The organism is Aquimarina latercula DSM 2041 (genome assembly GCF_000430645.1).
Classification (GTDB): domain Bacteria; phylum Bacteroidota; class Bacteroidia; order Flavobacteriales; family Flavobacteriaceae; genus Aquimarina; species Aquimarina latercula.
In genome coordinates this window covers 38,882-63,539 of record NZ_AUMK01000012.1, presented here as the reverse complement: position 1 = coordinate 63,539, position 24,658 = coordinate 38,882, and the positions used below count along the sequence as shown (strand labels likewise).

Below are 24,658 nucleotides of genomic sequence, written 5' to 3'. Positions count from 1 at the left end.
TTTTCTTTTGTTAAATAACGGATATTACTATTTAAGAAGATCTTCTATTTTATCATGCAAAGTTTGCAAAAGGTTACTATATCCTTCTGCTATCATCTCAGCATCCGACGGGTGACAAGCACCTAAAATTCCACCTGTAAGGTTTTCTAATTCTTCTGATTGACTAGTTTGCGCTTTTGCTTTAAAAGCATCTAATGATAATCTACTCATAATTTAATTTTTAAAAGTTAAAATAATTATTTCAAGTAGCAATGATAATAAATTTTATTAGAAAAAATAATATTATTGCTCGCTTTATATAAGTGTCTTATTCTTAAAGAATGTTACCTGTAAATTTTAATTTTTTTAAGATTTTTTTGAAAACAACTAAATTTCACCTAAGTTCTACTGAGATATTATAATCTTATTTTTTTATTTTAGCACCTTATTCCTGAACAACATTATTATAAACTGGGCAAAAGTATTTTTTCAGTTCAAAAATTTTTAACAATAGCTCAAACAAGGGATCATAATAATGTTTAAGATCAAAAAATCCAGAGAAACTTTTTTCTCTGGACTTAATTAATTGTAGACAACTGTCTAACTATTCCGTAGAACTAGAAAAATATATTTCTAATTATTCAAATCATCCAAAATCTCTTCGATAATTTCGGTGAACCAGCTTTTTTCACCAGGATGACAGGCACCTAAAATACCACCTGTAAGATTTTCTAATTCTTCTGATTGACTAGTTTGTGCTTTAGCTTTAAAAGCATCTAATGATAATCTACTCATAATTTAATTTTTAAAAGTTAAATAATTATTTCAAGGCACAATTATAATAATTTTTGTTTAGAAAATATATTATTTACGCCTCTTCTCATTTATTAGTGTATTATTCCTAAAAAATGTTACTATAAAGGATTTATTTTATTTGCTTTATAATTTTATAGAAAAATCTTTCAATCAATCTTAGGTTTTCTGTAACGATTTCGGCATTACCTAATAATTCATTTTTTAGTTCTAATTCTTTATCATATGTTGTGCTTAAACCATTTTCCAACAAAACATATCCTGTGTAAAAATTATTATCCGAGACCGAGGTAATTTGTTTAATTTTACCCAATATAACACCATACTCCTCAAACGGATAGCTATTTAACTTGATGAGAACTTGTTGATCTTTTTTAATCTTTCCCGCATTTTGTATAGGTATTTTAACCCTTGCAAAAACAGTGTCTTGGGTAATAGGCGTAATTATTGAAAAATTATCTCCTTGTTTGACAAATTGATTTTTGCTCCAAAAATTAAAAAAGTTAACCCTTCCCTCTATCGGAGATTTCAGAACATATTTTTGTTCCCAATTATCAATAGTCTCGATCAATACATAATAACTATTTACTAAGTTAGTCTGATATTCGAGAACAAATTCTATATCATTCATGCTTAGCCCAGAAGCTTCTCTTAAAACTAAATTTACTTCAGTTTCTAATCTAGCTAATTCAGAATCAATATTCTTAAGACTTTGCTGCTGTTCTAAAAGAGTGATTTCTTTGTTTTCAAGTTCTTTTTTAGAAATTACTCCTTTTTTGAATAGAATTAGGTTTCTATCATAATCCTCTTGTAAAAGTTTTTGCTTTTTGGAAGCGAGCTTTTTTTGCGAAAATAATTCTTGTTTTAAAAGGTAATATTTCTTAAGCCTTTGTTGATTATACTCATTTGAAACAAGTTGCGGTCTGTTCTTAATAAAATTACCGTATTCTTTGGCTGCTTTTAAAAAATCATTATAATTTTGTTGTATTTCTCCAAGATTAAGATTAGGGTATTTTAAATTCTCCACGCTTTTAAATAATAGTGAATCGTTTAACAATGTTTTTTTTGGCAATAAAAATTCCTTCAACTTAAGTACATCCTTATAATCTGCTGTATTTTCTATTATACAAAGCCATTTGTTCTCCTTTGCAATTTCATTTTCGGAAATAAAAAGATGTTGTATTTTCCCATTATTTTGGGCAATAATTTTGATAGAAGGATTTGAAGAAGTGATTATAGCTTCGCTTAAAATCACATCGGGGTATTTTATTAGCCAGCTTAATAATAGTAATAGTCCTATGAATAATAAAAAAATAGTATTACCCCAAGTTATGATCCAATTGGGAGTTTTGTATAATACTTCTTTCACAAAATCACTTTTATTATCAAACAGATCAATTTTCTTTATTTTCCTACCAGACATACCTAATTCCCTAATTCTAATTGATTTTTCACTAACGTATAATATACACCCCTTAGGTTAGTAAGTTCTATATGAGTTCCTTGTTCAATAACGCTTCCCTTGTCCAAGACAATAATTTGATCTGCATTTTTTACAGTACTTAATCGGTGGGCTATAATTAAAACAGTTCTATTCATAAAAAATCTTTCCAAATTCTCCATTATTACTTTTTCATTATTAGCATCTAATGCCGATGTGGCTTCATCAAAAAATAATATATCAGGATTTTTATAAACAGCGCGAGCAATCAATATTCGTTGTGCCTGTCCTCCACTAACACTTACTCCACTAGTTCCAGGTGGTCCAATCCTGGTATTATACCCTCCTGGAAGTGACTCAACAAAACCTTCTATATTAGCTATTTGAACAGCTCTTTGTAATCTCTCTTTATCAATAAGTCCTTCGGAATTTGATTCCGTTATATTACGTGCAATTGAATCAGTAAAGATAAAACCATCTTGCATAACCACACCACACTTACTTCTCCATTCTTTTGTGTCAAGATTTTCAATATTGGCTCCTCCTATTTTTATTGTTCCTGAAGTTGGGTTATAAAGCTTAAGTAGTAGTTTTAATAAAGTAGTCTTACCACTACCACTTGCTCCAACCACTGCCGTAACTTTTCCATTAGGAATCTGAAAACTTACATCTTCTAATATAACTTTTGATCTAATTCCTCCATATTGAAATTTTATCTTATTCAGAGTAATATCATCAGTGGGTATATTTTTTTGTGAAATTTCTAAATTATTTTCATCCTCTAGCCCATGTACTTCATTAATCCTTTTAAGACTAATTTTAGCATCCTGCATATCTTTAAAAAACTGCACTAACCCTATTAATGGTGCATTAATTTGACCTATGATATATTGCACAGCCAGCATCATACCTAATGTCATAGACCCCTCAATTACTGATACTGCCGCTACATATGATATTATTATGTTTTTTAATTCATTAAAAAAACTTGCTCCATTGTTTTGTATTTGAGCTAGTTTCAAACTTTTTATAGAAGTTTTGTACAATTTTATTCTTTGTTCTTCCCAATCCCATCTTCTTCTTTTTTCTGAGTTATTAATTTTTATTTCTTGAATACCATCCACAATTTGCAACAAATTGAAAGAACCTCCTGATGATTCTTGAAATCTTTTATGGTCTATTTCTGCTCTTTTTTTCATAAAAAGAAATATCCAAAGAAGATAAAGACTAGCACCAAGCAGAAAAATTAAGAAAATAATGGGACTATAATAAAAAAGAATAACTGAAAAAATGATCATGTTGAATACTGAAAATACAGTATTTGGAGAACTTGATAAAAAATTTTCTATCCTTGATGAATCCTGAACCCTTTGTAAAATGTCACTAGAGATTTTCGAACTAAAAAATGATACTGGAAGTTTTAATAATTTAACCAAAAAATCGGCCGTTAAAGCAATATTTATTTTTGACCCGGTATATACTAAAAGCCAACTTCTAATAATATTAACACTAGTTTGCGAAAGGAACAGGGTTAATTGAGCTATTAATATGATGTAAATAAAATTAAGATCTCTGTAATTAATTCCACGATCTACAATGGATTGGGTTAAGAATGGTAAAATTATTTGAATTACACTTCCTACAACTAATCCTGCAATTAATTGAAAATAATACTTTTTATAATTGGTCAAATAAGGGATGAGAGATTTAAACCCTATTTGCTTTTCTTTGACATCAGAATTGCTATGAAATTCTGGTGTCGGCTCCAATAAAATAAGCAAACCTTCATCATCTTTTTCTAAATATTTTGTATTCTGCCAAGCTTTAATGAACTGCTCCCGAGAATAATTCAAAAGACCGAAATTTGGATCTGAAATGTATACTTTGTCTTTCTCTACCTTATAAACAACCACAAAATGACGTTGCTTCCAATGTGCAATACAGGGTAACGGCACTTCCTTTTCTAAAGAATCCCAGGTTACATTAACAGGTAATGATCTAAAACCAATTACCTCTGCAGCATCAGAAATGCCCATTACTGTGACACCTTCTCGCGTTATATGACAAAGTTCTCTCAAATATTGCGGAGAAAACACTTTACCATAATATTTAGCAATAATTCGTAAACAAGCGGGTCCACAGTCTGTATTATCGTATTGTTTATAAAATGGAAACTTCTTTTTTAGCATGGTTAAAATATGTGAGGCAAAAATAGAATAAAATATTACTTTTGTATGTTTTGAATAAAATAAGTATGAATGATTTCACTGAACGAAATATCGCGACTAGGTATTGGCACCTATAGGATGTCTTTAAAAAATATTGAACACTGGAAAGCTTTAGAATATGCCATCGATAATGGCATAAATCTTATTGATACAGCTTCCAATTATTCAAATGGATTATCAGAGAAACTTATCGGCAATTTATTTGAGAAAAGAAAAGATATTTCGAGCAAAAGTTTTATTATAACCAAAGCGGGATACATTGGTGGTGTCAATACGCAATATTTCCATGAAGTAAAATCAAAGAATCAACTTAACTATCTTGAAACTGGCAAGAATTCGTATTATTCCATAGATCCAAAATACCTTTTGTCTCAAATTGAAACTTCACTTAAAAGATTGGGGAGGGATTATATAGATTGTTTTATGCTTCATAGTGTAGAGCGTTATTTTTTAGATTTAAATAAAGAGCCTCAAATATATGATGATATCGTTTCAGCAATAGAGTTTTTGAATACTTTAGTCCAAAAAGGGATTATTAGATACTTAGGTATTAGTTCAAATACTTTTGCATTACCAGAAAACAATAAGTTTGTAGATTTACAAAAAATAATGGACTTATTGACAGAAAAGAAAGTAGACGGAAATCTTAAATTCATACAATTTCCTTATAATCTCAATGAAACTGATGCAAGTCAGAAAAAATTTAATACTAAATCTCTACTAGAACTTATCCATAAAAATAAAATGATTTCGGTTACCAACAGGCCTCTAAATACAACATTCAATAATACTGTTGTAAGATTAGCTACCTATGATGAAGAAATAAAAAAATTAAATCCTAATATAGAGGAAAAATTATTCAGAAATTTTATAGATGTTTTACAAATTCAATTAAATAAGATCAGTAAAGAAAAGTCTTATATATTTTCTTTTGCCCCTATTAAATTCTTTGTTGAAAATAGAAAAATAATTGCCAATCCTGAAGCTTTAGATGTTGCAATTAATCAGCACTTGATACCATTTATAAATGTTTTATATCAAGAAAAAATTGACAAACCTGTATTAATTTTGCTTAATGAACTCAGAACACATTGGTATACATATACTAAAAAACAATTAACCGAAAACGCATTGAGGTTAAAGAATGATTTAATCAACAGAAAAATAATTTCTGCAAACACAACAAAACCATTGACCGAAATAGCATTAGACTATTACTTTAATAAATCTGGAATAAATCATGTTTTAGTGGGAATGAAAAATATAAAGTACATTGATCAATTAAGAAAAATTAATGAATCATGAGTAAAAAAGAAGTTCTCGATTACCATTTTAATAAGGGACAAAATGAGTTAAGTGATAGTATTAGAACTCTTATATATAAAAAAATTCAAAAACTATTTGATCTTCTTGATTTTCATGATGACAATGTGTTTTTAGAACCATTATTATTTGGTTTCTTCACTGGTAATCATACCAAAATGACTTTGGAACAAATTCTATTTGGTTATATACATCAAGATAAGAGACCCTCTGAAATAACAGTATTTGTAGATAAATTTGGGGTTATTTATTTACCTAAACTTGGATATCTTAAAATCAAAGATTTAAAAGAAAAAAAGTTGCTGTTAAAATGGGACAAAGAAAGAAGTGAAATCAGTCTCTTTTCCAAAGAAAAAGAAATGATTTGTTTTGAATTTGAAAATTTATTGTTTTTAGATTCAGCACCTGGTATTGAGCTTTGTGTTTACTCTAATCCTATCTACACTGAAATTCTTGATGGTTGGGAAATTATTGAACGAAATTCAATAATCAAATACAATTCTATTCCGAATTATAGAGAACAATATAATGATCAGTATGACTACTTAAAAACTTTAAAAAAAGAGGCTCTTCTAATTAAAAATAGACTGGAAAAGTCGTTTTCTATACTAAAAGAAATTGCCCCAGATCAGTATCAAAAGTATCTTCAATCTACTAAGAAGATATTCTGTTTTAATAATCCATTTATGAGAGGTTTTGTGACTAAAAATATTCATGGCACTTCATTTTTTAGTGTAGAAAGTAACAGTAATGAAACATTTTTTTTAGATGAAGTTGTACATCAATGTTCACATAATGTTTTTAATGCTATTACGTCAAATCTAAAAGAATACATTAATATTAATCCTAGTACTCCACTAAGAGATTTGATACATATAGATAAAAGCGGACATGAAGTTAGAGGCTTCTACGATGCATTTCACGGTTTATATACAGTAAGCACAGGTGTTAGAGTATTAACTAAAGTTTTTAGAAACTATAGTTTTGATACTGAGATTAAGAATGAATTACTGGGGCGACTTGCAATTAAAGGTACAAGATTTAGAACTGGAATAGAGAAAATTAAGTTTGAAGAAGTTTTAACAAAGGAAGGTCAGGAAATTTATACTTATCTCGATGAAAGTTGTTATGAAATCCTTTCCTCAAATACCGATATTTTTTACCGATATGATTTTTCTAATCAACCATTTGTTTACTCTTACCTAAAGTTTAAAGAAATAAACGAATTACCAAAATGAAAAGATTAAAATATTATTTTTTCCCGTTAGTCTTGAGTTATTTATGTTTAAATTGTAGTGATAAAAAAAAATCTTACGAAATATGGATGGGTGCCGGATCTTATTATAAAGACGCAATAGAATTCCCCAACCCAATAATTTTAAATTATTCCCAAAAGAAACTATTAAATATAAATTCAAAAAAAGAAATATCGTTTTCGTCAATTGATACTCTAAAGATAAAGGGGAATAATTTTTTATTAAATTATAAAAAGAATAACACCTTAATGTATAGATCTGTCAAAGACACAAACATAACATTATTATTTCACAAAGCGATTAAAGTTCCTAAAATCAAATCATTTAACGATTTATACGAGAATGTTTGGGAAGAAAAAATTAATAAATCTAAAGAATCTATAGATTTTATTATTGAAAACACTTTTGATACTAATAAATGGTTGTTAAGCCGTAAATATATTCTTAATGGGAATGATTTTTTTTTAGAAAATGAAAAATATGATATAGATACCTTATCCTACCATGGATATAAGTTTTTAATACAGGAAGGAAAAAAATATCTTAGAATATACCAACTAACAAAATTAACTGAAAAAGAATTATCATTTATTAGCAATGATTCTTTTTATAGTTACCAAAAACGATTAATATCAACTAGAAGGAATAAAAGAGGTATAGATAGTGATTCGTCTTTTTCAATTTGCAATGAGCATCAAATTGGAGAATACTATTATGGAAATAGAGGTACAAGATATAAAGGGGGTAAGAGATTTTTAAGTGAGTATTTCTTAGAAAAATATTCATCCCCAATTGACTCATCACAAAACGGTTATGTCCGAATAAGGTTTGTAGTTAACTGTAATGGAAAAACAGGGAGGTATAGTATACAAGAGACTGATGTTCATTTTAAAGAAGTTAAGTTTAATCCGGAAATAGTTTCGCAGTTATTCTTATTGACTAAAGACCTTAAAGAATGGATTCCTAATAGTTCTTATAGAAAAGAAGTTATTGACACCTATAAACACCTTACTTTTAAAATTAAGAATGGTCAAATAAAAGAAATACTGCCATGATTCGTAACTCTCATAATATAAACATATTAGTCACATTTGTTTTGTCATTCTTTCTGCTTTGTTGTTCGGAACCAAAGAATGATAAATCTAAAATGAATTATTTATTAAAAAAAGGAGCATCTTATGACTATGTAAGACAAGGCTCTGAAATTCAGAAAATTTATTTTGATAGTGTAATATCTATTGATTCGACTTTAAGCGATGTCTGGTCCGAAAAATCTTCTTGGTCAATAAAAGAAGGAGATTATATTGATTATTTTGAATTCATGAATAAAGCAGTTAAGTATAATCCTAATGTACATATTGGCTGGAGGGGAGCTGTTAGACTTTATTACTTAAGAGATTATGAAGGAGCAATTAATGATTTTAATCAATTAATTAAATTCAATCCAAATGTTAAAGGCTTAGCAGCTAGAGGAGAACCCGTACTTTTTTTATTGGGAAAAACCTATTGGCAAATGAAAGAATATAAAAAAGCTATAGAATATTTTGACATTTATATAGAAGAAGAAGTAAATAGCTCTGGAGAAGATTGGGTAAATGTTGATACTTTTTTGTATAAAAGTATTTGCCTTTATGAAATAGAAAAGTATAACGAAGCTTTAGAAAGTATTAATAAAGCTATTAAGTACTATCAAACATTCCCAGAAGCTTATTATCATAAAGGTGCGGTTTTGAAAAAACTCCAAAAAAATAAGGAAGCGTGTGAAAATTTTTCTTTAGCTTTTAATTACTCTAACTATATAAAAAATGATGCATTTAGAGAAGTTTTCGGACAACTCTACAAAGAAGATATTTCAGTTGCCATTAACGAATTTTGCAAATATTAATAAGCTCTTTACTTAAAATAGGCTTCGATAGTAAAATAAGACATAAAAACTAATATGAAAAGACAAACGATTCTTGGGATCAGTGGAGGACCAAATCTAGTAGATTGGAATGTATGTAAAGCTGTAACTCCTTATAATTATCATGATTCTTCCGCTGTACTTTTAGTGGATGGTGAAATAATTTCAGCATATGAGGAAGAACGTCTTTCTAGAATTAAACACACGAATCTTTTTCCGATAAACGCTATCAAAAAATGCTTAAAGTCAGGAAACTTTTCTTATAATGATATCGACTATTTTACAATAAGTACGGAGGAAGTTCATCTTGATGATGTTCTTAAAAAATTTGGTTACGATTTAAAAGGGAAAAAGTTTATTCAACTTTTGCTTTCGGATATTTTTGATCAAGAAATAGATTCTTCTAAAATAAAATTTTATAATCATCATTATGCACATGCAGCTACGGCGTATTTTCAATCAGGATTTAAGGATAGTTTAGTAGTTACTTTAGATGGCATGGGAGATGGTATTTCTGGGTCTGTTTATAAAGGTATTAATGGGGAATTAGAACACTATAGAACCATTCAAGGCGCTGATTCACTAGGTAGTTATTATAATTATTTTACTAAGTTTTTAGGATTTAAATTCTTTGATGAATACAAAGTAATGGGATTAGCACCTTATGGTAAATCAGAACGTTTTTACAGTATATTTAAAGAATTTTACACCCTTCTACCTGAAGGTAAGTATTCCATTAATAAAGAGAATTTTAAGAAATTAGAAGAGATATGTGAACCAAGAAAAGCTGGACAAAAAGTTGAACAGTTACATATGGATATAGCAGCATCTTTGCAAAAATCACTGGAAGAGATTGTTGTTCATCTAATTTCTTACTTTCAAAGGGAAACGGGTATAAATTATCTATGCATGTCGGGGGGTGTAGCGCTCAATTGTAAACTTTCAGGAGAACTCTTATATAATAATTTCTTTAAAGATATTTTTGTTCATCCGGCATCGGCTGATAATGGACTGTCAATAGGTAGTGCTTTATTATGTTATCACGAAGAAAATAAAAAACAGGAGTATAGTTTTTCAAATTTGAAAGATATCTATTGGGGTTCTGATTGTGAAAACTCTAATGAAATAGAAAAGATATTAAAAACTTGGAATGACTATATTAATTATGAAAAAAAAGTTGATATATGCCAAGATGTAGCAAATAGTCTGGCTGAAAATAAAGTTATTGGGTGGTTTCAGGGTAAATCTGAATATGGCCCAAGAGCATTAGGCAATCGAAGTATTCTTGCAGACCCAAGACCTAAAGAAAATAAAAGTCGTGTAAATGCCATAATAAAAATGAGGGAAGGATTCCGCCCATTTGCGCCTTCAATTTTAAAAGACTCAGTTGAAGAATTTTTTGACATTCCCAATGAAGAAAAAAAGGACTATCCCTTTATGACTTTCATACTAAAAGTTAAAGAGAAATATAGATCTATCTTAGGCGCAACAACTCATATAGATGGGACATCCAGAATTCAGACAGTATGCAAAAAATCTAACCCCAAATATTGGAAGCTAATTAGTAAATTTAACGAGATTACTAACATTCCTATTTTGTTGAACACTTCGTTCAACAACAATGTCGAGCCAATTGTTGACTCTGCTGCAGATGCTATTAATTGTTTCCTAACTAATCAGTTAGACGTCTTAGCAATTGATGATTTTTTCATAACAAAGAAAGGGAATATATTTGAACAAGGCGGCGTTTTTCAAATTTCATTACCTAATCATATTTTACTTGCAGAGTCTCAAGAAAATTCATATTTACATAACACCTATTGGAACAACAAAATAGAAATATCAAATAAGCTTAAAGAACTAATTACAAATAAATCGGTTAATATTGAACTTCTTAATAATGATACCAAAAATGAGTTAAACAGACATTGGATGTTAAGAACACTAACTCTAATTCCTGAAAAATAAGACATCACAAATGGTAAAAGCCCTTATAAGAAACGTAGTGTGGTTTTTTGCTAATAAAATGTAAACATGTTTTCCACTTTTGGAAAACATGCTCTTTAAAATGAAGTAAACCCTTGTTTTGCTTGGATTAAAAGGTCTTCATTATTTTGGAAAACATGTTTACATTATTTTTTTACGATGTATTCTGCCTTTTTTGATCTTTTTTTATTCAATTCTTTTCCTAATCTAACAATATTCATAACCAGATACACAGCAGAAAGAACTTTTAGAACTGTTGTTATGACATCTTTTTTTGATGCATTTTCTATTACTCTATTCATAATCTTATAATTTCAATAAAATATTAAAGTCGATGAGCATCCCTTAACTTTTTGGTAGCAGCCACCACTTCCGCATATTCCTTTATGATGTATTTTGAGATAAAAAGCACCCCGTAAAACGCTCCTACAATAGCAATACCTTTTATGATAGGATTCTTTAGTAGTTCTTTAGATTGATCTGTTAAAGTTCTTTTGGTTTTGTCTTTTAATAACTGAGTATTTTTAAGCTGTTTCCTTCTGATTCTTTTTCTTCTTTCCATAATAATTATTGCTGTTAATATGTAATATTTCATTGAATAGTTTTACAAGTAGCACTTGTGCTTCCTTGTTCTAAAGATTGGATGTTCTGGATATTTTTTAGAATGACTACCGATGAAGTAGATTAAATTTCTGAAAAATAAATAGCATACACAAATCAAAAAAAATATAAACGGTACGTATCGTTGCGTAACCATATTCTTAAAAAAAGCTCAAAATATCTCGTACTCCAACAATACCAATACTTGCGAATTTATACCCCCTATAAATTAAGCCTACTAAAACTGTAGTAAAAGAGGTACAAAAATAAGTTGAAGGTAAATTCAACTTCATTATTTCTTTGATTCATAGAAAAGTAAATCAAGGCTATGCAATGGTTAGTAGATACAGTTCATCCTTCGTTTAAACGTGTTTTAAGGGTTTCTAAGAGCTTTAATAATCAAAACAGAGAAGTAGTAAACTAAGATGTTTTTGAAGCTTTTATTCGCTTAAAATATTGAAAATCTCACTCAACGAATTTTGTAAAATACTAGATTCTTAAAATACATTCTTTGATTATCAAAAGTTGCTTTCGTTCGCTAAAGATTCGCAAGAGAATGCAATACTTTTCTAGTTTCTAATATTGTCGTAATGAAACTATTCCTTATAATGAAAAGATGTAGCTCACTCCTATAGAGAATAGCTGTGTCTCACCCCTATAGGGAATAGTTGTAGGTCACTCCTATAGGAAATAGTTCTAGCTCATTCCTATAGGAAAAAGTTACAGCTCCTTCTTATAGGGAATAGTTGCAGCTCACTCCTATAAGGAATAGTTGTAGCTCCTCCCTATAGTAAAAAGTTACGTGTATCATTCTTATAGGAAATACTTGAAGTTATTGCTATAGTAAAAAGTTACGTGTGTCATCCCTATAGGAAATACTTGAAGTCATTGCTATAGCAAAAAGTTACGTGTGTCACCCCTATAGAAAATACTTGAAGTCATTACTATAGTAAAAAGTTACGCGTCATTCCTATAGGAAAAACTTACTTCCTACCATTAAAAAAGTTAAGTTATAATCTAATTTAGAATTTTCAAAAAAGAGTACGTAGTGTTATGAAAATAATTCTTTAAAACCTTCAGATTCCTAAATCTCAATCAGGATGTGTATTCTTGAAAAATACAGACCCCAATGGGATGTGTATTCGATTCTCAATCGGGATGTTTATTTTTCAGTTCCAAAAGGTACGTGTAAAAATCGTTAGAAAGCTTCTAAGCCTGAAAATTATATTTACCTAATGATAGTATTGTTAGGCTCGATCTATCAGTAAAAAATCAATTAATTTATGTCCATACCATTACAGTATTAATCACAATCATGAGAACATACATAAACGCATATTAATTTGAATTGACTTATAGTTTGATGATTTGAATTTACCCTATCAATAAAACCAAAACCTAAAAAAAAAGGAACTGCGGGTTTTGAGGTTATTGAGGTTTTACTCTTTTTGTTAGATTTTACCACTAAATAATTGAAAGAAATAGGCTTCATTGCACTCAAAACCTCAAAAACCTTAAAAACCTCACTAGTCTATTTTGAGGTTTTTAAGGTTTTCTAAATTTCGTTAAATAGTTTAATCTTCTTTTTTACCTGTATGAAGATACTGCCCATGACCGATACGTTGTAGATATCCTTTTTCAACAAACTGCTTTATGTAACGTTCCGCAGTCTTATCCGGTATTTGAAGCTTATTCGCTATACTTTTATATTCCTGAGCAGAAAAAGAGCTGGGTAATCCATCCAAATAGTTTTCTTTTTTGGTTTTATTTTTTGGCAATACTTTTTTCTTTTGTGGTAAATAACGATACACCTGCTGGGTATGCTCCAGTAAACCTTCCACAACAGTAATCGCATTTTCCATATCAATATCCTGACAATACAACACATTGGCAAGTGAATTATTTTCTAAAGATCGAATGATAGTAAATATCATTACGATGCGATAACAGATCAATCCCAACCGCAATAAAGAAGCTTCTAGCCCTGTTTTCTGTAAGAATAAGAACTTGTCATATTCTTTGCTAAAGAAAGCATTGAATCTCTCAATATGGTGCAATTGTAAACTTACTTTTATTCCTTCGTTAAAGCCTTCCAGTATTTGGTAGTATTGAAAATATTGATTACCAAGCTTATCAAAGATGCTATCTAGTGATTCCTTATCGGTATTAACAAATACATTTTTCCATTGTTTTTGCCGTTGCATTTTGTAAAATATGAACCTACTGAACAGTCCATTTTCTGAATCTGGCATTAAAGACAATACTTGATCCGGTGTGCCAGAAAGTACAGCGGATAACTGAGGACTTTTAATATCTACATATTCACTTGCTGTGCGCCTATAGTAACTAATTTCTTCGTGATGGAAGGCTTTTCTAAACCCATCGCTATAATTCCCGTGTTCGCTTTTAAATGCTTGTGCAAGGGTATCGCCCTCGGTTTCAAAAATCAAGCCTTTGCCGTCATTATTTGCCAGTAATTCAAAAGCTCCAGTAGCACTATTGTTAGCAGGGATAAATAACAACTGGTCTCTTGGTTCTTCAGGTTTTGGCGGAGCTTCCCCTTTTTTACTTTTCTTAAGATCAAAATACTCACCCATTTCTACTTCATACTGTGTTTTTTGAGAATTGGTAGTATCTCTTTTTTGTTTATGGATAGGATACACTAATTTTCTGCAAAGATTGATTCTTCCTTTTCCAGAAGAAGCCGGAGCAGTCACAAATAAAAATAGATTTGGATATACTATACTTTGATCATAGATCCCATATACATTTGGTAAGCAGCTGCTGATTACTGTAAGGCTTCCCAACAACAATAAATCCCTTTCCTGATTACTTGTTGCACAAGCTGTTACTTTTTTGAAAAAACCAGGTAGTCGTTTGTAAACGGATAGAGGTATTGAAGGTAAAGAAGGTTCTTCCTCCTGTAATTCTTCTTTTTCAGAAATATGTTTTTTGGGTGTAGTTAATGAAAGTACCTTCGGTTTATGCTTTGAAGGCGTAACTCCGGCTAATTTAGCCAAGTGGAAAAATGTGCCTAACGTAGCTCCTGAATTGTTACTCTGTAAACATTTTTGGTATTGTTTGCGACAACTATCGGCATTGTATTCTGGATAATTACTACTCACACTTAGAAATAATTCCTCTCCCATATTACCAAAAGCATCTGCAAAGGCAAACCCTATCACAATCCAATCATTGTAGTTTGCAGTAATATCAATTCCAGAAGTTTCCAGTATAGTGACCACTTCTTTTACCTTTTCATAATCATCAATTGTCAAAGCCGCTTCAGAAACTTCCGAATTCTTTGTTTTTTTATTTTCAGCTTCTGATGCTGAAGGCAGGTATTTTTTAGGTTCAAATTTCAACATCAGTTTTGTATTTTGGATGGATATAAGTTTCAGGATCATAAGGTAGAAGACATCCCCGGCTTACATCACTACCCGAAATGTCTATCTGGATGCTATAGGTTTCTTTGACATAGTTAATCACAGCCTGAAAGTATTCTACATGGGAAACTTCATCTAAAGCTATTTTAATAACCCATTTCAGACCATTTCCTCTTGGGGAAACAAATAATAGTTGAGATGGAAGGCGAGGGTCTTTTAGCAAAGTTTTTCTAATATCCAGTAATTCCTGTTTGTTAGGAATTCCATCAATATCAAGAGTTAATAACTTAGAGTGTGTCCTTAGAGAGCTGTTGTTACGTTTGGTAAACACTCCTGAAAAAGTAACATAATCAAAGTGTTTTTTCTTATAGTCTTTTTGTTCTTTTTCGGATGAGAGCTTGCGCAAGTATTCCGTATGATGCTTACGGGATGTGTCCGTAAGCATCTGATATACTTCTAATAATCCAATAGTTTTGGTTGGAGTAAGGTTATACAGATTTTTAGAAAAATAGCTAAACCTTGGCTCCCATTCTGTATCTCCGATACCATCCAGCAAATTCTGAATATCCTCTTGCCTTAGATCATATGTGGATAGTTTTGTTTCTAAATTCAGGTGCATAATGTCATTGATCTTAAGCAACAGTTCTATTTCGGTATCTTCTTTAAAATAAAGCTGTGCAAAGTCAAATACATCACCTTGGAATTCTTTGCTTTCCAAATCCTGATAAACAGCACTATTGTTCACTATTGTTATTTGTAAACTTTTCCTTCGATGTGCAGCAAACGGATTGAAGGTAGGTTTGCATTTACTTCCACTTACCCGTAGTACCGTTTCTTTAGTATAATACTGCCGAAGGATATAGGCAAATATCTTTAGTCCGTAATGGGTTTTACGCAAAATCGTTTCTTTCGTGACCATATCCTTTACATATTTCTTTTATTCAAATACGTATTGGCTTCTTTCTCAAGCAAGTTTGGTTTACCTTGATGTATCCACTGAATTATATCTTTTCTTGAGAAAGTAAGAGGTTTTCCTCTTGAAAGCACAGGGATTTCAAACCTGCTAATCTTGGAATATAAAGTAGGTTTGGTATATCCTGTTAGCTGGCATACATCTTCTAAGAAAATGATATCATTATCTTCTTTTTCGTGCAACTTCCCTGTATTGTTTTCCAATAAATCTTTTGCTTGTTCTTTGAAAATTTCCTTTTGTAATTCTTTATACTCTCCTACAGTTAGGGTGTACAAAGGTTTTGATAAATTGCTCATATACTACTTATTTTAAAATGAAATGAGCATTACGTAATGCATTGTTTATTCAGATATCTGGGACTAAATAACAAAACATATCAAGGCATTTTTTGAAAAAAACGTAGAGGATAGAGTTTACAAAATGTTTACTATCAAGATTCTTGGATGAGGCTTGTAAATACAGGTGGTTTATTTTGCTCTTTTATGTCAAGAAAAATCGTAGAGTGTAGAGGATAGAGTGGACTTCTATTGTATCAAAATAAGATTCAGCTCATTTAAGATGTTCTATTTATCTGTAGTATAACAAGGGAAAACACTATTTATCTCTAATTGAATTTGTTAGTGATTTGTTTTTTTAAAATTCTTTCAGAATTTTCAAGAATATATTCAAGATAAAAATTTCTGTCCCAAGTAGTATCCTTGGTAATACTTTTCATCTGTCTTAACATTTTTGAAGGTGTTTTAGTTGTATCAATCAAGGTGTAGTTATAAGTAGCACTTTCTGAATATTCTACTTGATGGATATCTACTGATTCATCGATTAATTTCCATTCTTCCTTATTTTTGATATGTAATTTATGAATATTTAATTCATTAGAAGGCTTGTATAAATCAGTAAAAAAATTGGGGATACCAAACAAATTGACTAAAAAGGTATTTCTAACCCCGATAATACCTTTTTCACATTCAATACTTTTACTGTTCAATTTTTTGGTAAAAAGATTAAAGGGCTTAGGAATTAAAGAAGTTATTTTTTCAAGATACTCATCTTCATTATAATTATAATGAAAATAACCACAAAAGGCATTTTCCAAGTTCATTCTTTTTACAAAACTGTGATCTACCTGAATTGCTCCCGCCGAAGACTCCGTAAACCAAAAACGATTAACCAAAGAGTTTCTTAATTCTAGCCCATTATTAAAAACGTAAGAATTAAAACTAATATCATCAAAATAACTTTCAATTGCTCGGAACCTTGAGAAGGTACAATCTCGAAAATTAATTACATCCGAAAAAGTATAATCAAAAGTAGAATATCCAAAACTGCAATATTCAAAATTGACATTATCAAATATAGAATAATTAAAGTCAACCCTTCCAAATGGAATATCTCTTATCCAAATATCTTTTAATTCTAAATACGTAAAGTTCCCTTTTTCAAAAATCTCCTTGTATGTTGAACTTCCAAGTTTTGAATTAACTAAGGTTATGAATAGTTGCGATCTTTCTGGACTAATTGATTTAGTTAGGGTATCATTAGAAAGATATCGGTATGGTTTTAAACCGCGTGATAATGCAATAATTCGAGCGATTAATTGACTTGATAAATTGCGTTCAGAATTCGTAGTCCTTTTTAATTCCTTATCCATTGCATCCAAGATATTAGAAAATTGAAACACTAAATTGGATCGTCTACTAGCTTCTTGCAAAGATTTTTGTTGAACTAAATGATTATTTTGTGTGTTGATTAGGTTGTTCTGCTTATCTAATGAGATATTCTGCGTGTTTATTAGATCGTTTTGTTTATCAATAGATATATTCTGAGTATCAGTTTTTATATTTTGATTCCTGAGTAAATTTGTTTGTATAACTACAAATGTCGTTGTAATAACAGCCATTAAAAATCCAAAGAATTGAATACGGGTAAATCTCTTTATAAGACTAGAAGTAATATTTGAAACGGAATCTGAAGATAATTTTTTATTTTGAGAATATTCATCCAAACCTTGTTGTATACTTTTTTTTAACCCTAAACCAAAAAATACACTAGAAACAGTTTTACCAATCCAACCAAATACTTTCTTTTTTTTCTGTTGTGATGTATTAAACTCATCCAACTTTGACTCTAAATCTTTGTTCTTGAGATTAAGTTTATCTACTATAGATTGTAGTCTTTTAACCTCATTTTCGAAATTTTCCTTATTCAATTCATTTTCCATTGTAATAAATAAAAGTATTTTGAATTCTCTATAAGTTAGATTTGTTAATCACTTTCGAAGAAGTCTTCTAAAGTCATCCGAAGAACTTATTTGCTCATATTTATCTAAAAAGGTTGATTTTTCCATAAATTTTATGTTTTTCCTGACATAGTTATATAATCATCGTTTTATTTAACTTTAAATTCCACAGTGATTATTCATTTCATTTTCTACATTGTTCATACCAATTCCTTTCTTTTTACAATATTCAATTAAATCAAGTTCAATTGAGATCTTCAATTTATGAGCTTTTGATGTTATAGGTTTTATTTTTTCAAATAGCTTATTAAAATAAGCATCTGATTTAAAATCATTTTTATTACTTGTAATGCTTTCATGAATAAGCCAATTTCTTTCTATTAGAGGTTTTGACAATTCAATTTCCAAATTTTTGGGTAGTAACGATTCTTTTTTGGCTATGCCTATGGCCTTACCAAATGTGTAAAACCTTTGTTTTTTTAAAAGATCATCTGCCTCATCCTTTTGATCAGGTTCTGTTTTTTTTAAAACAATCGAATGGCTTAGCGCGTCCTCTAATATTTGAATTGCAGATAGAGATTCTCCTAGTAAAATGTAAAGAGATAATTCTTTTTGAGAGACTTTTTTAAATCTGTATTTTTTCTTTTCAATCATTTTATTAATATTTTAGTATTAGGCAGATCAAAATTAAATACTAACTACGTAATAGTTTTACGCACTAGATCGATTTATTTAACTTTAGTTTTGAAAAACTGACACTTCCAAAAGGATTTTCATATCGAATTAAAACAGTTACTATTTTCAGCTAATTAATAAGATATAGTCAGTCAAAAGTTTTAAGATCGACAATAAATTTATTCTTACTCTTCTTCTGACACCCTCTCAACAGGAGGCATCATAGACATCCAATGCATCATGTTGGATTGATTTCTTAACATCTCGTTTACAGTATTCAAATCTAATCTTCTATTAGGCAAATAACGAACACGTTCCAAGTGCGGTATAGTAAACACCATTCTATTTCTAATTAACTCTAAATTATTTTTATCACTCGCTTCAAAAACTTCTTCCAAAACTAGATTTATATTATGCTCGAACTCTTTTCTAGTTTTGGGTGGGGGCATTCCATATTTACTCTTCTTCCTCATGTTGTCTATCTTGCATCTGTCCAGCTGTATTAGCTGTCAGTCTTAACAACTCATTAACCGTATTAAAATCAAATCTTTTGTTTGGCAACTCCCGCGCTCGAAGCATACTTGCTTTTGTTTGTTCTATATCATCTAAGCTTTTAGAAAACTTTATTTTACCATTAATCATCAATTCCCTTAATATGTTCAGATTTCTTTCAAATTCTTTCCTAGTCTCAACATGAGCTCTTTTAGTTTTCATAAAGGATTATACATTAATTAATTCAAAAACTCTATCCATATTTTCTATGTTAACTATTGGCATTATACCATCATTAAGGCACAGAATAGCTCTATCCTTATAACTATTACTAAGAGTTCTAGATTCTCTAAAACTTTGCCTTAAATAGTGATTTGATTTCATTAACAGTTCAATATCTTGATTATTGAAACCATTTCTAACCGCTTTTTCTAAATTCTTGCAGACCGAAGGGCTAAGGAAATCATTTTCAACTAGGTCTTCTATTACAAAATCTATACAGTCAAATCTATCGTCTTCAAAGAACACATCCCTCGACTCATCATTTTTAACATTAAATTTATTTACTATTTTATCACTTAATTCCTTAAAATCAAAACTTTTCAAAACAACTCCTATATCTTTCAAAAATTTAGAGGATATCAAATCCAAATTCTCCATTAAAGACGTGATACCGATATTAGAAAGAGCATTGTTAACTTCATTTGGCTTACTATACGCAACATCTAATATCATTTTAAATAATTTAATACGAAGGTTTTTTGAGTCACTACTTTTAGCCTCTTTTATAGCTATTGTAAGAAAATTTACATCACTAAAATCAAAAAGTTGATGAACAATATTATTTGTCTTATTTCTAATTTCATTATCTGGATAATCCATTAACCATAATAATAATCTAAAGATTTCATCATCAGAATTATTAATTAATTCATCTTCTAACAACCAACTATATCTATCTTTCATAGTCTTCTTTCTATAAACTAATAAATCTATATGGTTATAGATATTATCCTGAATACTTTCTATTTCTTCATCAGAAAATATTTCATTTCCAAACCATATTAAGTCATCCGCAATTTCCCAAGCTTCTTCATCTATATTTTGAAGATAATGATTAAATATTTTTAATAAATGAGATGAGTCTTTAGTGTTTTTCTTAATAATACTTCTTGTTATTTTTGAAGATGTTGACCATCTTCTGCCCATCAAAACACTCATTTTCTCTTTAGAAAATACTAAAGCAGCTTCTTGCATAATCTGAGAATCAGTTTCAAAAAGATTTTTTTGATATTTTTCATTAAATTCATCAAATGCATCTAATTTCTTTTTCCCCTCGTCTTTTTCTTTACTTATAGACTCTACCTCAACTATTTTGAAATTAATATCTACTGATTCTTCATTAGCCCAAGTATTAAAATCCTTCTTAAGCATATTTGACAGTACAGAATCAATAGCATTAATAAAGTTTTTTTCTTCTCCTTTAATTTTTGAAGAATTAGATATTTCAAAAATCCAACTAAAAACAACTCTCTTTAAATCAACATTATCTATAAGGTTTAAATTACTCCCTATTGATTTTCCAAAATCATTAATATGTCTAAAAACCTCATTATGTAACGCAAAAATATACGCAAGTGCTATTTTTAACTCAGGTCTTTTAACATCACATTTTTTTATTAATTCTAAAATCCCCGCCTCAATAGCTATGTTATTGCCTCCATATGAGTACCCAGATCCAGATCGAATTAAATCAAAATCATAAAATTCAGCTCCTTCAACTAAAGCTTTATTTGGAGGAACAGTTTCAAATTTCAGTAATTCAATTGCTTTACTATAACAACCTTTCTCAGTTAGTAAACCAATAAATGATTCTTTTGATTGTCGAACGTATCTTTGAAATGTCATCTCTCCAGACGCTTCATTTAATAGATATGCAACTTTACTAGCATTAGTAATAACGTCGTTACCTTTAGAAGATAACGAAAAAGCTGTGTTAAGAATTGAGAATTGAGATTCTTTATACCAAGAAGGTCCCATAGATGTTTTTATTGCTTCTTTATATATATTATCAGCTTTTTTGTGTTCTCCAACTAAATTATAAAACTGATTAACTAATAGAAGCTCTGGTGTTCTTTCCCATCTGTTTTCTATATTTTGAACTATAAAATTTGATAACGCATCTATTATTAAAACAGTTTCTTTTTTTTCAATATTGAAAAAAATAAACTGTTGAATTATTTTTATTAATGTAGCTCTGTAACCTTCATTATAAAGTCCTAACTGGTCATCGTATCTTAATTTTAAGTAATCAGTGTACCATTTTAATTTATCTAGAAAATACAGCAAATACAAAGATGTTATTTTAGAGAAAATGATAGGTAGAGTATCTTCAGGGATTAAATAACTTCTATCCCAATATGCTCTTTCTGATAAGTTAAAACTAATTGAACTAATTATATTATTTAGATGATTATAACAATCTATTAATTCATAGCTAGAACTATGTTTTTTAACCCTTAGAATTTTACCTTCTAACAAATGAACCTCCTTAAAAATTGAAAAAAGATAACTCTCCCAATCACTATTACTTAATTCTAATTCGTTAAAAAGCTTTTCCTTTTGAATAAAACCTTCACATAGAAATTTAAATTCATTGGATGCCATCTTTTCAAAATTTACGTCAACTCCATTTTTACTTTTCAACAACCCTTCAGAAGGATTCTCAGATTCCAGAATACTAGTAATAAGCATTTCAACTATATCAGTCCTAGAACTATCATTAATTAAAGCTTTTAAAACAATTTTTTTTAAGCTAATATCATCTTCTATTTCATGATTGTCAATTAGCCATTCAATATCTTTAATAAGATTTATGTAATTTTCAGCTTCATTATACTGAACAGTGTCATAGTCATCAAAATCATTATAAAAAATGACAGTTAGAGCTATCATTTGAATCCAAGTCTTATTCAATGTATTTTTTGGTAGCTTCTTAATTTCATCGATTGGAGTATAGTAATCGAAACACCTCAAAGTGTAGGCATTCAACCAAGCTGACCCTATCGCTCTGGTATTTAAAAACACATCGGACAATTCAAAAGCTTTATCCTTCAATGCTGCATCTTGAAATCTTTTAAGATCTTCCGTTAAATTTAGACAGTACGATATTGCTTTTTTTCCTTTACTATGTACAGATAAGGCAAATGCTTGCATCATAATTTGAAATGGCATCAATGAAAACCCTACTTCCGGTTTCTTAAACTCATTTTCTAAGTATAATCTGAATCTACTTTCAAGAACATCAAGTAATTGATCTCCTTCTTGGATTGCATTATTCTCATAATACTGCTGTAAGAAATATAATGCATCATAATCGGTTACTAATAAATTATCTTCTCTAACTAAATATCTAAGCGATGCAGAAAACTCTCCCATCGAAATCATACTCTTACATAACTCAAAGCTATTCTCAGCAAATAGACTATCATACCTAAACTCTATTCTTTGTAGTAGCAATAAGATTCTAACAACTTCAGATATTAGCTCAAAATCAACGGCTTTAGAAACAGAAACTTTTATATCTTCTATAATCAGCTCTGGATTGATATGGTTAAAGCATAAATAATCTGCCCATTCTTGATTACAATCTCTAACTGAATCTCGAGATTTAGTACTATGCTGCTTATGAAATAACCAGTTTTCAATAGAATAAACATCTCCCTTATTCAAATCACAATAATCAAATATATTATCATTAATAATTGGTAATATTTCTGGAACTTTCTTACCTATAAAATTCTTAAAAGATCTATGATATAACTCAAAGTTTTTACTACCATTAGTTAAATATCTAATCTGTGGTAATTCAGAGTAGAAAGAATGTTTATGTTCTTTTGGTAAACAATTAATCAGTAATTTTTCATTTACAGGATTTCTGAACTGAGATATTGTGGAAATTATCCAAAGCTTTTCTTGAGACCTAAAGAACGAATCCCAAATACTATGATAATATTTTTCAATATCTCCACCTATACTTGGATTATTACTAATCCATTCCTCTAGTTCATCATCGTTTATCTCTAATGCATTCAAAGAATTTATAAGATAATTAAGGTATAACGGATGTCCTTCGGACTTAATAGCTAGTTTCTGAATTATTTCAACACTCACTTTCTTTCTTTTCAGCTTACTTTTAATATACGTCTCGCAATCACCTAATTCAAGTGGATCAATGCGTATTTCGTTTTCATTCTCTATCTCATTCTTAATATTTGACGGTAGAATATCTTTATTAGTACAGGAAATAATTATCTGAATATTTTGGGGGATATTAATTGGAAAAATTCCAAGAAACGATTCTATATTTTTAACTTCATCTAATCCATCTATTATGAACAAATATCTCTTTGAAACACCAGAAATTGATAAAGTTGAAAGCAATGTTTCTACTCTTTTTATTCGATCTTCTAGCTTATCTAATAGATCTATATTATTTCTAAGAGCTTTTGAAATAGAAACTTCGAGCCAGCTTAGGATTGATCTAACAGATGTTCTAACCTCTATTGGCTCTTTGTCATTAGGAATCTTAATAAAATATTTACCACATATTAATATCTCTTCATTGTAAGGTTTAAAATTTGCTGTAAAAGTTGTTTTGCCAGATCCAGGAGAACCAGAGCAAAGAAGCCATTTATATTTATCTTTGATAGCCTTGTTTAGCTTATCAGATGTTTTATAATTTGCTACAGAAGAAACAACACTATCCTCAATCTCTTCTGGTAGATCCATAGTTTTGGGATCTTCAATTACTCTTATAGAATTTGAATTTAGAAACTCTTTTGCTTTTATAAATGAAACAACACCGATCTCATCATCAATTTGCATCCTCGCTATACCGATTAGTTTTCCTTCTATAATAACAGGAGCACCTGATAATCCACTATAATCATAATCTTCAATTCCTTTTATTTTTAAACGTATATCATAGGGGCTATCTTTAGGAAGTGTGTTTATCTTGCCATCAAAATGCTCTCCACTTTTATCACTGTAATTTGGGAAACCGTAAGTACTACAATCTTGTTTAAAAAAAAGTTGAGTAATAATTAATGACAAATAATTAAGATTTTTAGTCTCCACTTTAATTAAACACATATCCAGCTTAGCGTCCTGAGCCATGATAGCTTTTGATTCATATTCGATATTATCTATACCAATAACAACTCCTTTATCTATTGAATCAATAACATTATGTCTAGCTGTTAATACTATGTCTTCTCCGATATAGAAACCTGTCCCGTTAACATCTCCACACTTTATTATTACACAAATTTGCTCAACTTGTGATTTGCTAATTATCTTTTCCAT

The 24,658-nt window shown here is 29.6% G+C and carries 19 protein-coding genes; 5 read left to right on the top strand and 14 right to left on the bottom strand.

Going from position 1 to position 24,658, the window contains the following annotated elements:
• Window positions 1–27 precede the first annotated feature (27 nt).
• The 4 genes from H526_RS0112165 to H526_RS0112150 all read right to left on the bottom strand — a co-directional run bounded on the left by H526_RS0112165 (window position 28) and on the right by H526_RS0112150 (window position 4,422).
• A complete protein-coding gene (locus H526_RS0112165) occupies window positions 28–210 on the bottom strand; it encodes a hypothetical protein (RefSeq protein WP_027393252.1) in 183 nt (60 codons plus the stop codon).
• A gap of 402 nt (window positions 211–612) precedes the next feature.
• The gene (locus H526_RS31790) at window positions 613–774 is read right to left on the bottom strand and encodes a hypothetical protein (RefSeq protein ID WP_155839681.1); all 162 of its coding nucleotides are present in this window, start codon (window positions 772–774) and stop codon (window positions 613–615) included.
• Between the two features lie 130 nt (window positions 775–904).
• Window positions 905–2,161 (bottom strand): HlyD family secretion protein, encoded by a 1,257-nt coding sequence (locus H526_RS0112155; protein ID WP_162144494.1) that lies wholly within the window; start codon window positions 2,159–2,161, stop codon window positions 905–907.
• Between the two features lie 56 nt (window positions 2,162–2,217).
• Window positions 2,218–4,422, bottom strand: a complete 2,205-nt coding sequence (locus H526_RS0112150) for a peptidase domain-containing ABC transporter (RefSeq protein WP_027393250.1) — start codon at window positions 4,420–4,422, stop codon at window positions 2,218–2,220.
• A 69-nt stretch (window positions 4,423–4,491) separates the two neighbouring features.
• Here H526_RS0112150 and H526_RS0112145 point away from each other — a divergent pair, with 69 nt between their 5' ends.
• The 5 genes from H526_RS0112145 to H526_RS29045 all read left to right on the top strand — a co-directional run bounded on the left by H526_RS0112145 (window position 4,492) and on the right by H526_RS29045 (window position 10,911).
• Window positions 4,492–5,766, top strand: coding sequence for an aldo/keto reductase (locus H526_RS0112145; RefSeq protein WP_027393249.1), 1,275 nt, complete (start codon window positions 4,492–4,494; stop codon window positions 5,764–5,766).
• Window positions 5,763–7,022: a hypothetical protein gene (locus H526_RS0112140; RefSeq protein WP_027393248.1), complete on the top strand. Its 1,260-nt coding sequence runs from the start codon at window positions 5,763–5,765 to the stop codon at window positions 7,020–7,022. Before H526_RS0112145 ends, H526_RS0112140 begins: the two co-directional genes overlap by 4 nt.
• Before the next feature lie 266 nt (window positions 7,023–7,288).
• Window positions 7,289–8,095 carry a hypothetical protein gene (locus tag H526_RS30865; RefSeq protein ID WP_155839680.1) on the top strand — a complete coding sequence of 269 codons (807 nt, stop codon included), beginning with the start codon at window positions 7,289–7,291 and terminating at the stop codon, window positions 8,093–8,095.
• Between the two features lie 92 nt (window positions 8,096–8,187).
• Complete coding sequence (locus H526_RS0112130; protein WP_027393247.1) at window positions 8,188–8,925, top strand: tetratricopeptide repeat protein; 738 nt, start codon at window positions 8,188–8,190, stop codon at window positions 8,923–8,925.
• A gap of 54 nt (window positions 8,926–8,979) precedes the next feature.
• Complete coding sequence (locus tag H526_RS29045) at window positions 8,980–10,911, top strand: carbamoyltransferase family protein (RefSeq protein WP_051336131.1); 1,932 nt, start codon at window positions 8,980–8,982, stop codon at window positions 10,909–10,911.
• A 164-nt stretch (window positions 10,912–11,075) separates the two neighbouring features.
• On the opposite strand, the gene H526_RS31785 is transcribed toward H526_RS29045, so the two are convergent.
• From H526_RS31785 to H526_RS0112075, 10 genes are all read right to left on the bottom strand, one after another.
• Window positions 11,076–11,231, bottom strand: a complete 156-nt coding sequence (locus H526_RS31785) for a hypothetical protein (RefSeq protein WP_155839679.1) — start codon at window positions 11,229–11,231, stop codon at window positions 11,076–11,078.
• 23 nt (window positions 11,232–11,254) lie between these two features.
• Window positions 11,255–11,524, bottom strand: coding sequence for a hypothetical protein (locus tag H526_RS0112115; RefSeq protein WP_027393246.1), 270 nt, complete (start codon window positions 11,522–11,524; stop codon window positions 11,255–11,257).
• Window positions 11,525–13,103: 1,579 nt separating this feature from the next.
• A complete protein-coding gene (locus tag H526_RS0112110) occupies window positions 13,104–14,897 on the bottom strand; it encodes a DUF3987 domain-containing protein (protein ID WP_035085440.1) in 1,794 nt (597 codons plus the stop codon).
• A complete protein-coding gene (locus H526_RS30860) occupies window positions 14,884–15,834 on the bottom strand; it encodes a BT4734/BF3469 family protein (RefSeq protein WP_051336130.1) in 951 nt (316 codons plus the stop codon). Before H526_RS30860 ends, H526_RS0112110 begins: the two co-directional genes overlap by 14 nt.
• Window positions 15,835–15,839: 5 nt before the next feature.
• Window positions 15,840–16,184, bottom strand: coding sequence for a helix-turn-helix transcriptional regulator (locus H526_RS0112100; RefSeq protein ID WP_027393244.1), 345 nt, complete (start codon window positions 16,182–16,184; stop codon window positions 15,840–15,842).
• Between the two features lie 308 nt (window positions 16,185–16,492).
• Window positions 16,493–18,106 (bottom strand): hypothetical protein, encoded by a 1,614-nt coding sequence (locus tag H526_RS0112095; protein WP_027393243.1) that lies wholly within the window; start codon window positions 18,104–18,106, stop codon window positions 16,493–16,495.
• A gap of 177 nt (window positions 18,107–18,283) precedes the next feature.
• Entirely contained in the window at window positions 18,284–18,778 is a 495-nt protein-coding gene (locus H526_RS0112090; protein ID WP_027393242.1) for a hypothetical protein, read from the bottom strand.
• A 206-nt stretch (window positions 18,779–18,984) separates the two neighbouring features.
• The gene (locus tag H526_RS0112085; protein WP_027393241.1) at window positions 18,985–19,272 is read right to left on the bottom strand and encodes a hypothetical protein; all 288 of its coding nucleotides are present in this window, start codon (window positions 19,270–19,272) and stop codon (window positions 18,985–18,987) included.
• Window positions 19,256–19,513 carry an AVAST type 1 anti-phage system protein Avs1c gene (gene avs1c / locus H526_RS29035; RefSeq protein ID WP_051336129.1) on the bottom strand — a complete coding sequence of 86 codons (258 nt, stop codon included), beginning with the start codon at window positions 19,511–19,513 and terminating at the stop codon, window positions 19,256–19,258. Before avs1c ends, H526_RS0112085 begins: the two co-directional genes overlap by 17 nt.
• A gap of 6 nt (window positions 19,514–19,519) precedes the next feature.
• Window positions 19,520–24,658, bottom strand: a complete 5,139-nt coding sequence (locus H526_RS0112075) for a S1 family peptidase (protein WP_027393240.1) — start codon at window positions 24,656–24,658, stop codon at window positions 19,520–19,522.

Excerpts from the sequence above, each read along its gene's own strand:
- H526_RS0112165 (WP_027393252.1), bottom strand. The coding sequence starts at position 210 with ATGAGTAGATTATCATTAGATGCTTTTAAAGCAAAAGCGCAAACTAGT.
- H526_RS31790 (WP_155839681.1), bottom strand. The coding sequence starts at position 774 with ATGAGTAGATTATCATTAGATGCTTTTAAAGCTAAAGCACAAACTAGT.
- H526_RS0112150 (WP_027393250.1), bottom strand. The coding sequence starts at position 4,422 with ATGCTAAAAAAGAAGTTTCCATTTTATAAACAATACGATAATACAGAC.
- H526_RS0112145 (WP_027393249.1), top strand. The coding sequence starts at position 4,492 with ATGATTTCACTGAACGAAATATCGCGACTAGGTATTGGCACCTATAGG.
- H526_RS0112140 (WP_027393248.1), top strand. The coding sequence starts at position 5,763 with ATGAGTAAAAAAGAAGTTCTCGATTACCATTTTAATAAGGGACAAAAT.
- H526_RS30865 (WP_155839680.1), top strand. The coding sequence starts at position 7,289 with ATGTATAGATCTGTCAAAGACACAAACATAACATTATTATTTCACAAA.
- H526_RS0112130 (WP_027393247.1), top strand. The coding sequence starts at position 8,188 with ATGAATTATTTATTAAAAAAAGGAGCATCTTATGACTATGTAAGACAA.
- H526_RS29045 (WP_051336131.1), top strand. The coding sequence starts at position 8,980 with ATGAAAAGACAAACGATTCTTGGGATCAGTGGAGGACCAAATCTAGTA.
- H526_RS31785 (WP_155839679.1), bottom strand. The coding sequence starts at position 11,231 with ATGAATAGAGTAATAGAAAATGCATCAAAAAAAGATGTCATAACAACA.
- H526_RS0112115 (WP_027393246.1), bottom strand. The coding sequence starts at position 11,524 with ATGAAATATTACATATTAACAGCAATAATTATTATGGAAAGAAGAAAA.
- H526_RS0112110 (WP_035085440.1), bottom strand. The coding sequence starts at position 14,897 with ATGTTGAAATTTGAACCTAAAAAATACCTGCCTTCAGCATCAGAAGCT.
- H526_RS30860 (WP_051336130.1), bottom strand. The coding sequence starts at position 15,834 with ATGGTCACGAAAGAAACGATTTTGCGTAAAACCCATTACGGACTAAAG.
- H526_RS0112100 (WP_027393244.1), bottom strand. The coding sequence starts at position 16,184 with ATGAGCAATTTATCAAAACCTTTGTACACCCTAACTGTAGGAGAGTAT.
- H526_RS0112095 (WP_027393243.1), bottom strand. The coding sequence starts at position 18,106 with ATGGAAAATGAATTGAATAAGGAAAATTTCGAAAATGAGGTTAAAAGA.
- H526_RS0112090 (WP_027393242.1), bottom strand. The coding sequence starts at position 18,778 with ATGATTGAAAAGAAAAAATACAGATTTAAAAAAGTCTCTCAAAAAGAA.
- H526_RS0112085 (WP_027393241.1), bottom strand. The coding sequence starts at position 19,272 with ATGAGGAAGAAGAGTAAATATGGAATGCCCCCACCCAAAACTAGAAAA.
- avs1c (WP_051336129.1), bottom strand. The coding sequence starts at position 19,513 with ATGAAAACTAAAAGAGCTCATGTTGAGACTAGGAAAGAATTTGAAAGA.
- H526_RS0112075 (WP_027393240.1), bottom strand. The coding sequence starts at position 24,658 with ATGGAAAAGATAATTAGCAAATCACAAGTTGAGCAAATTTGTGTAATA.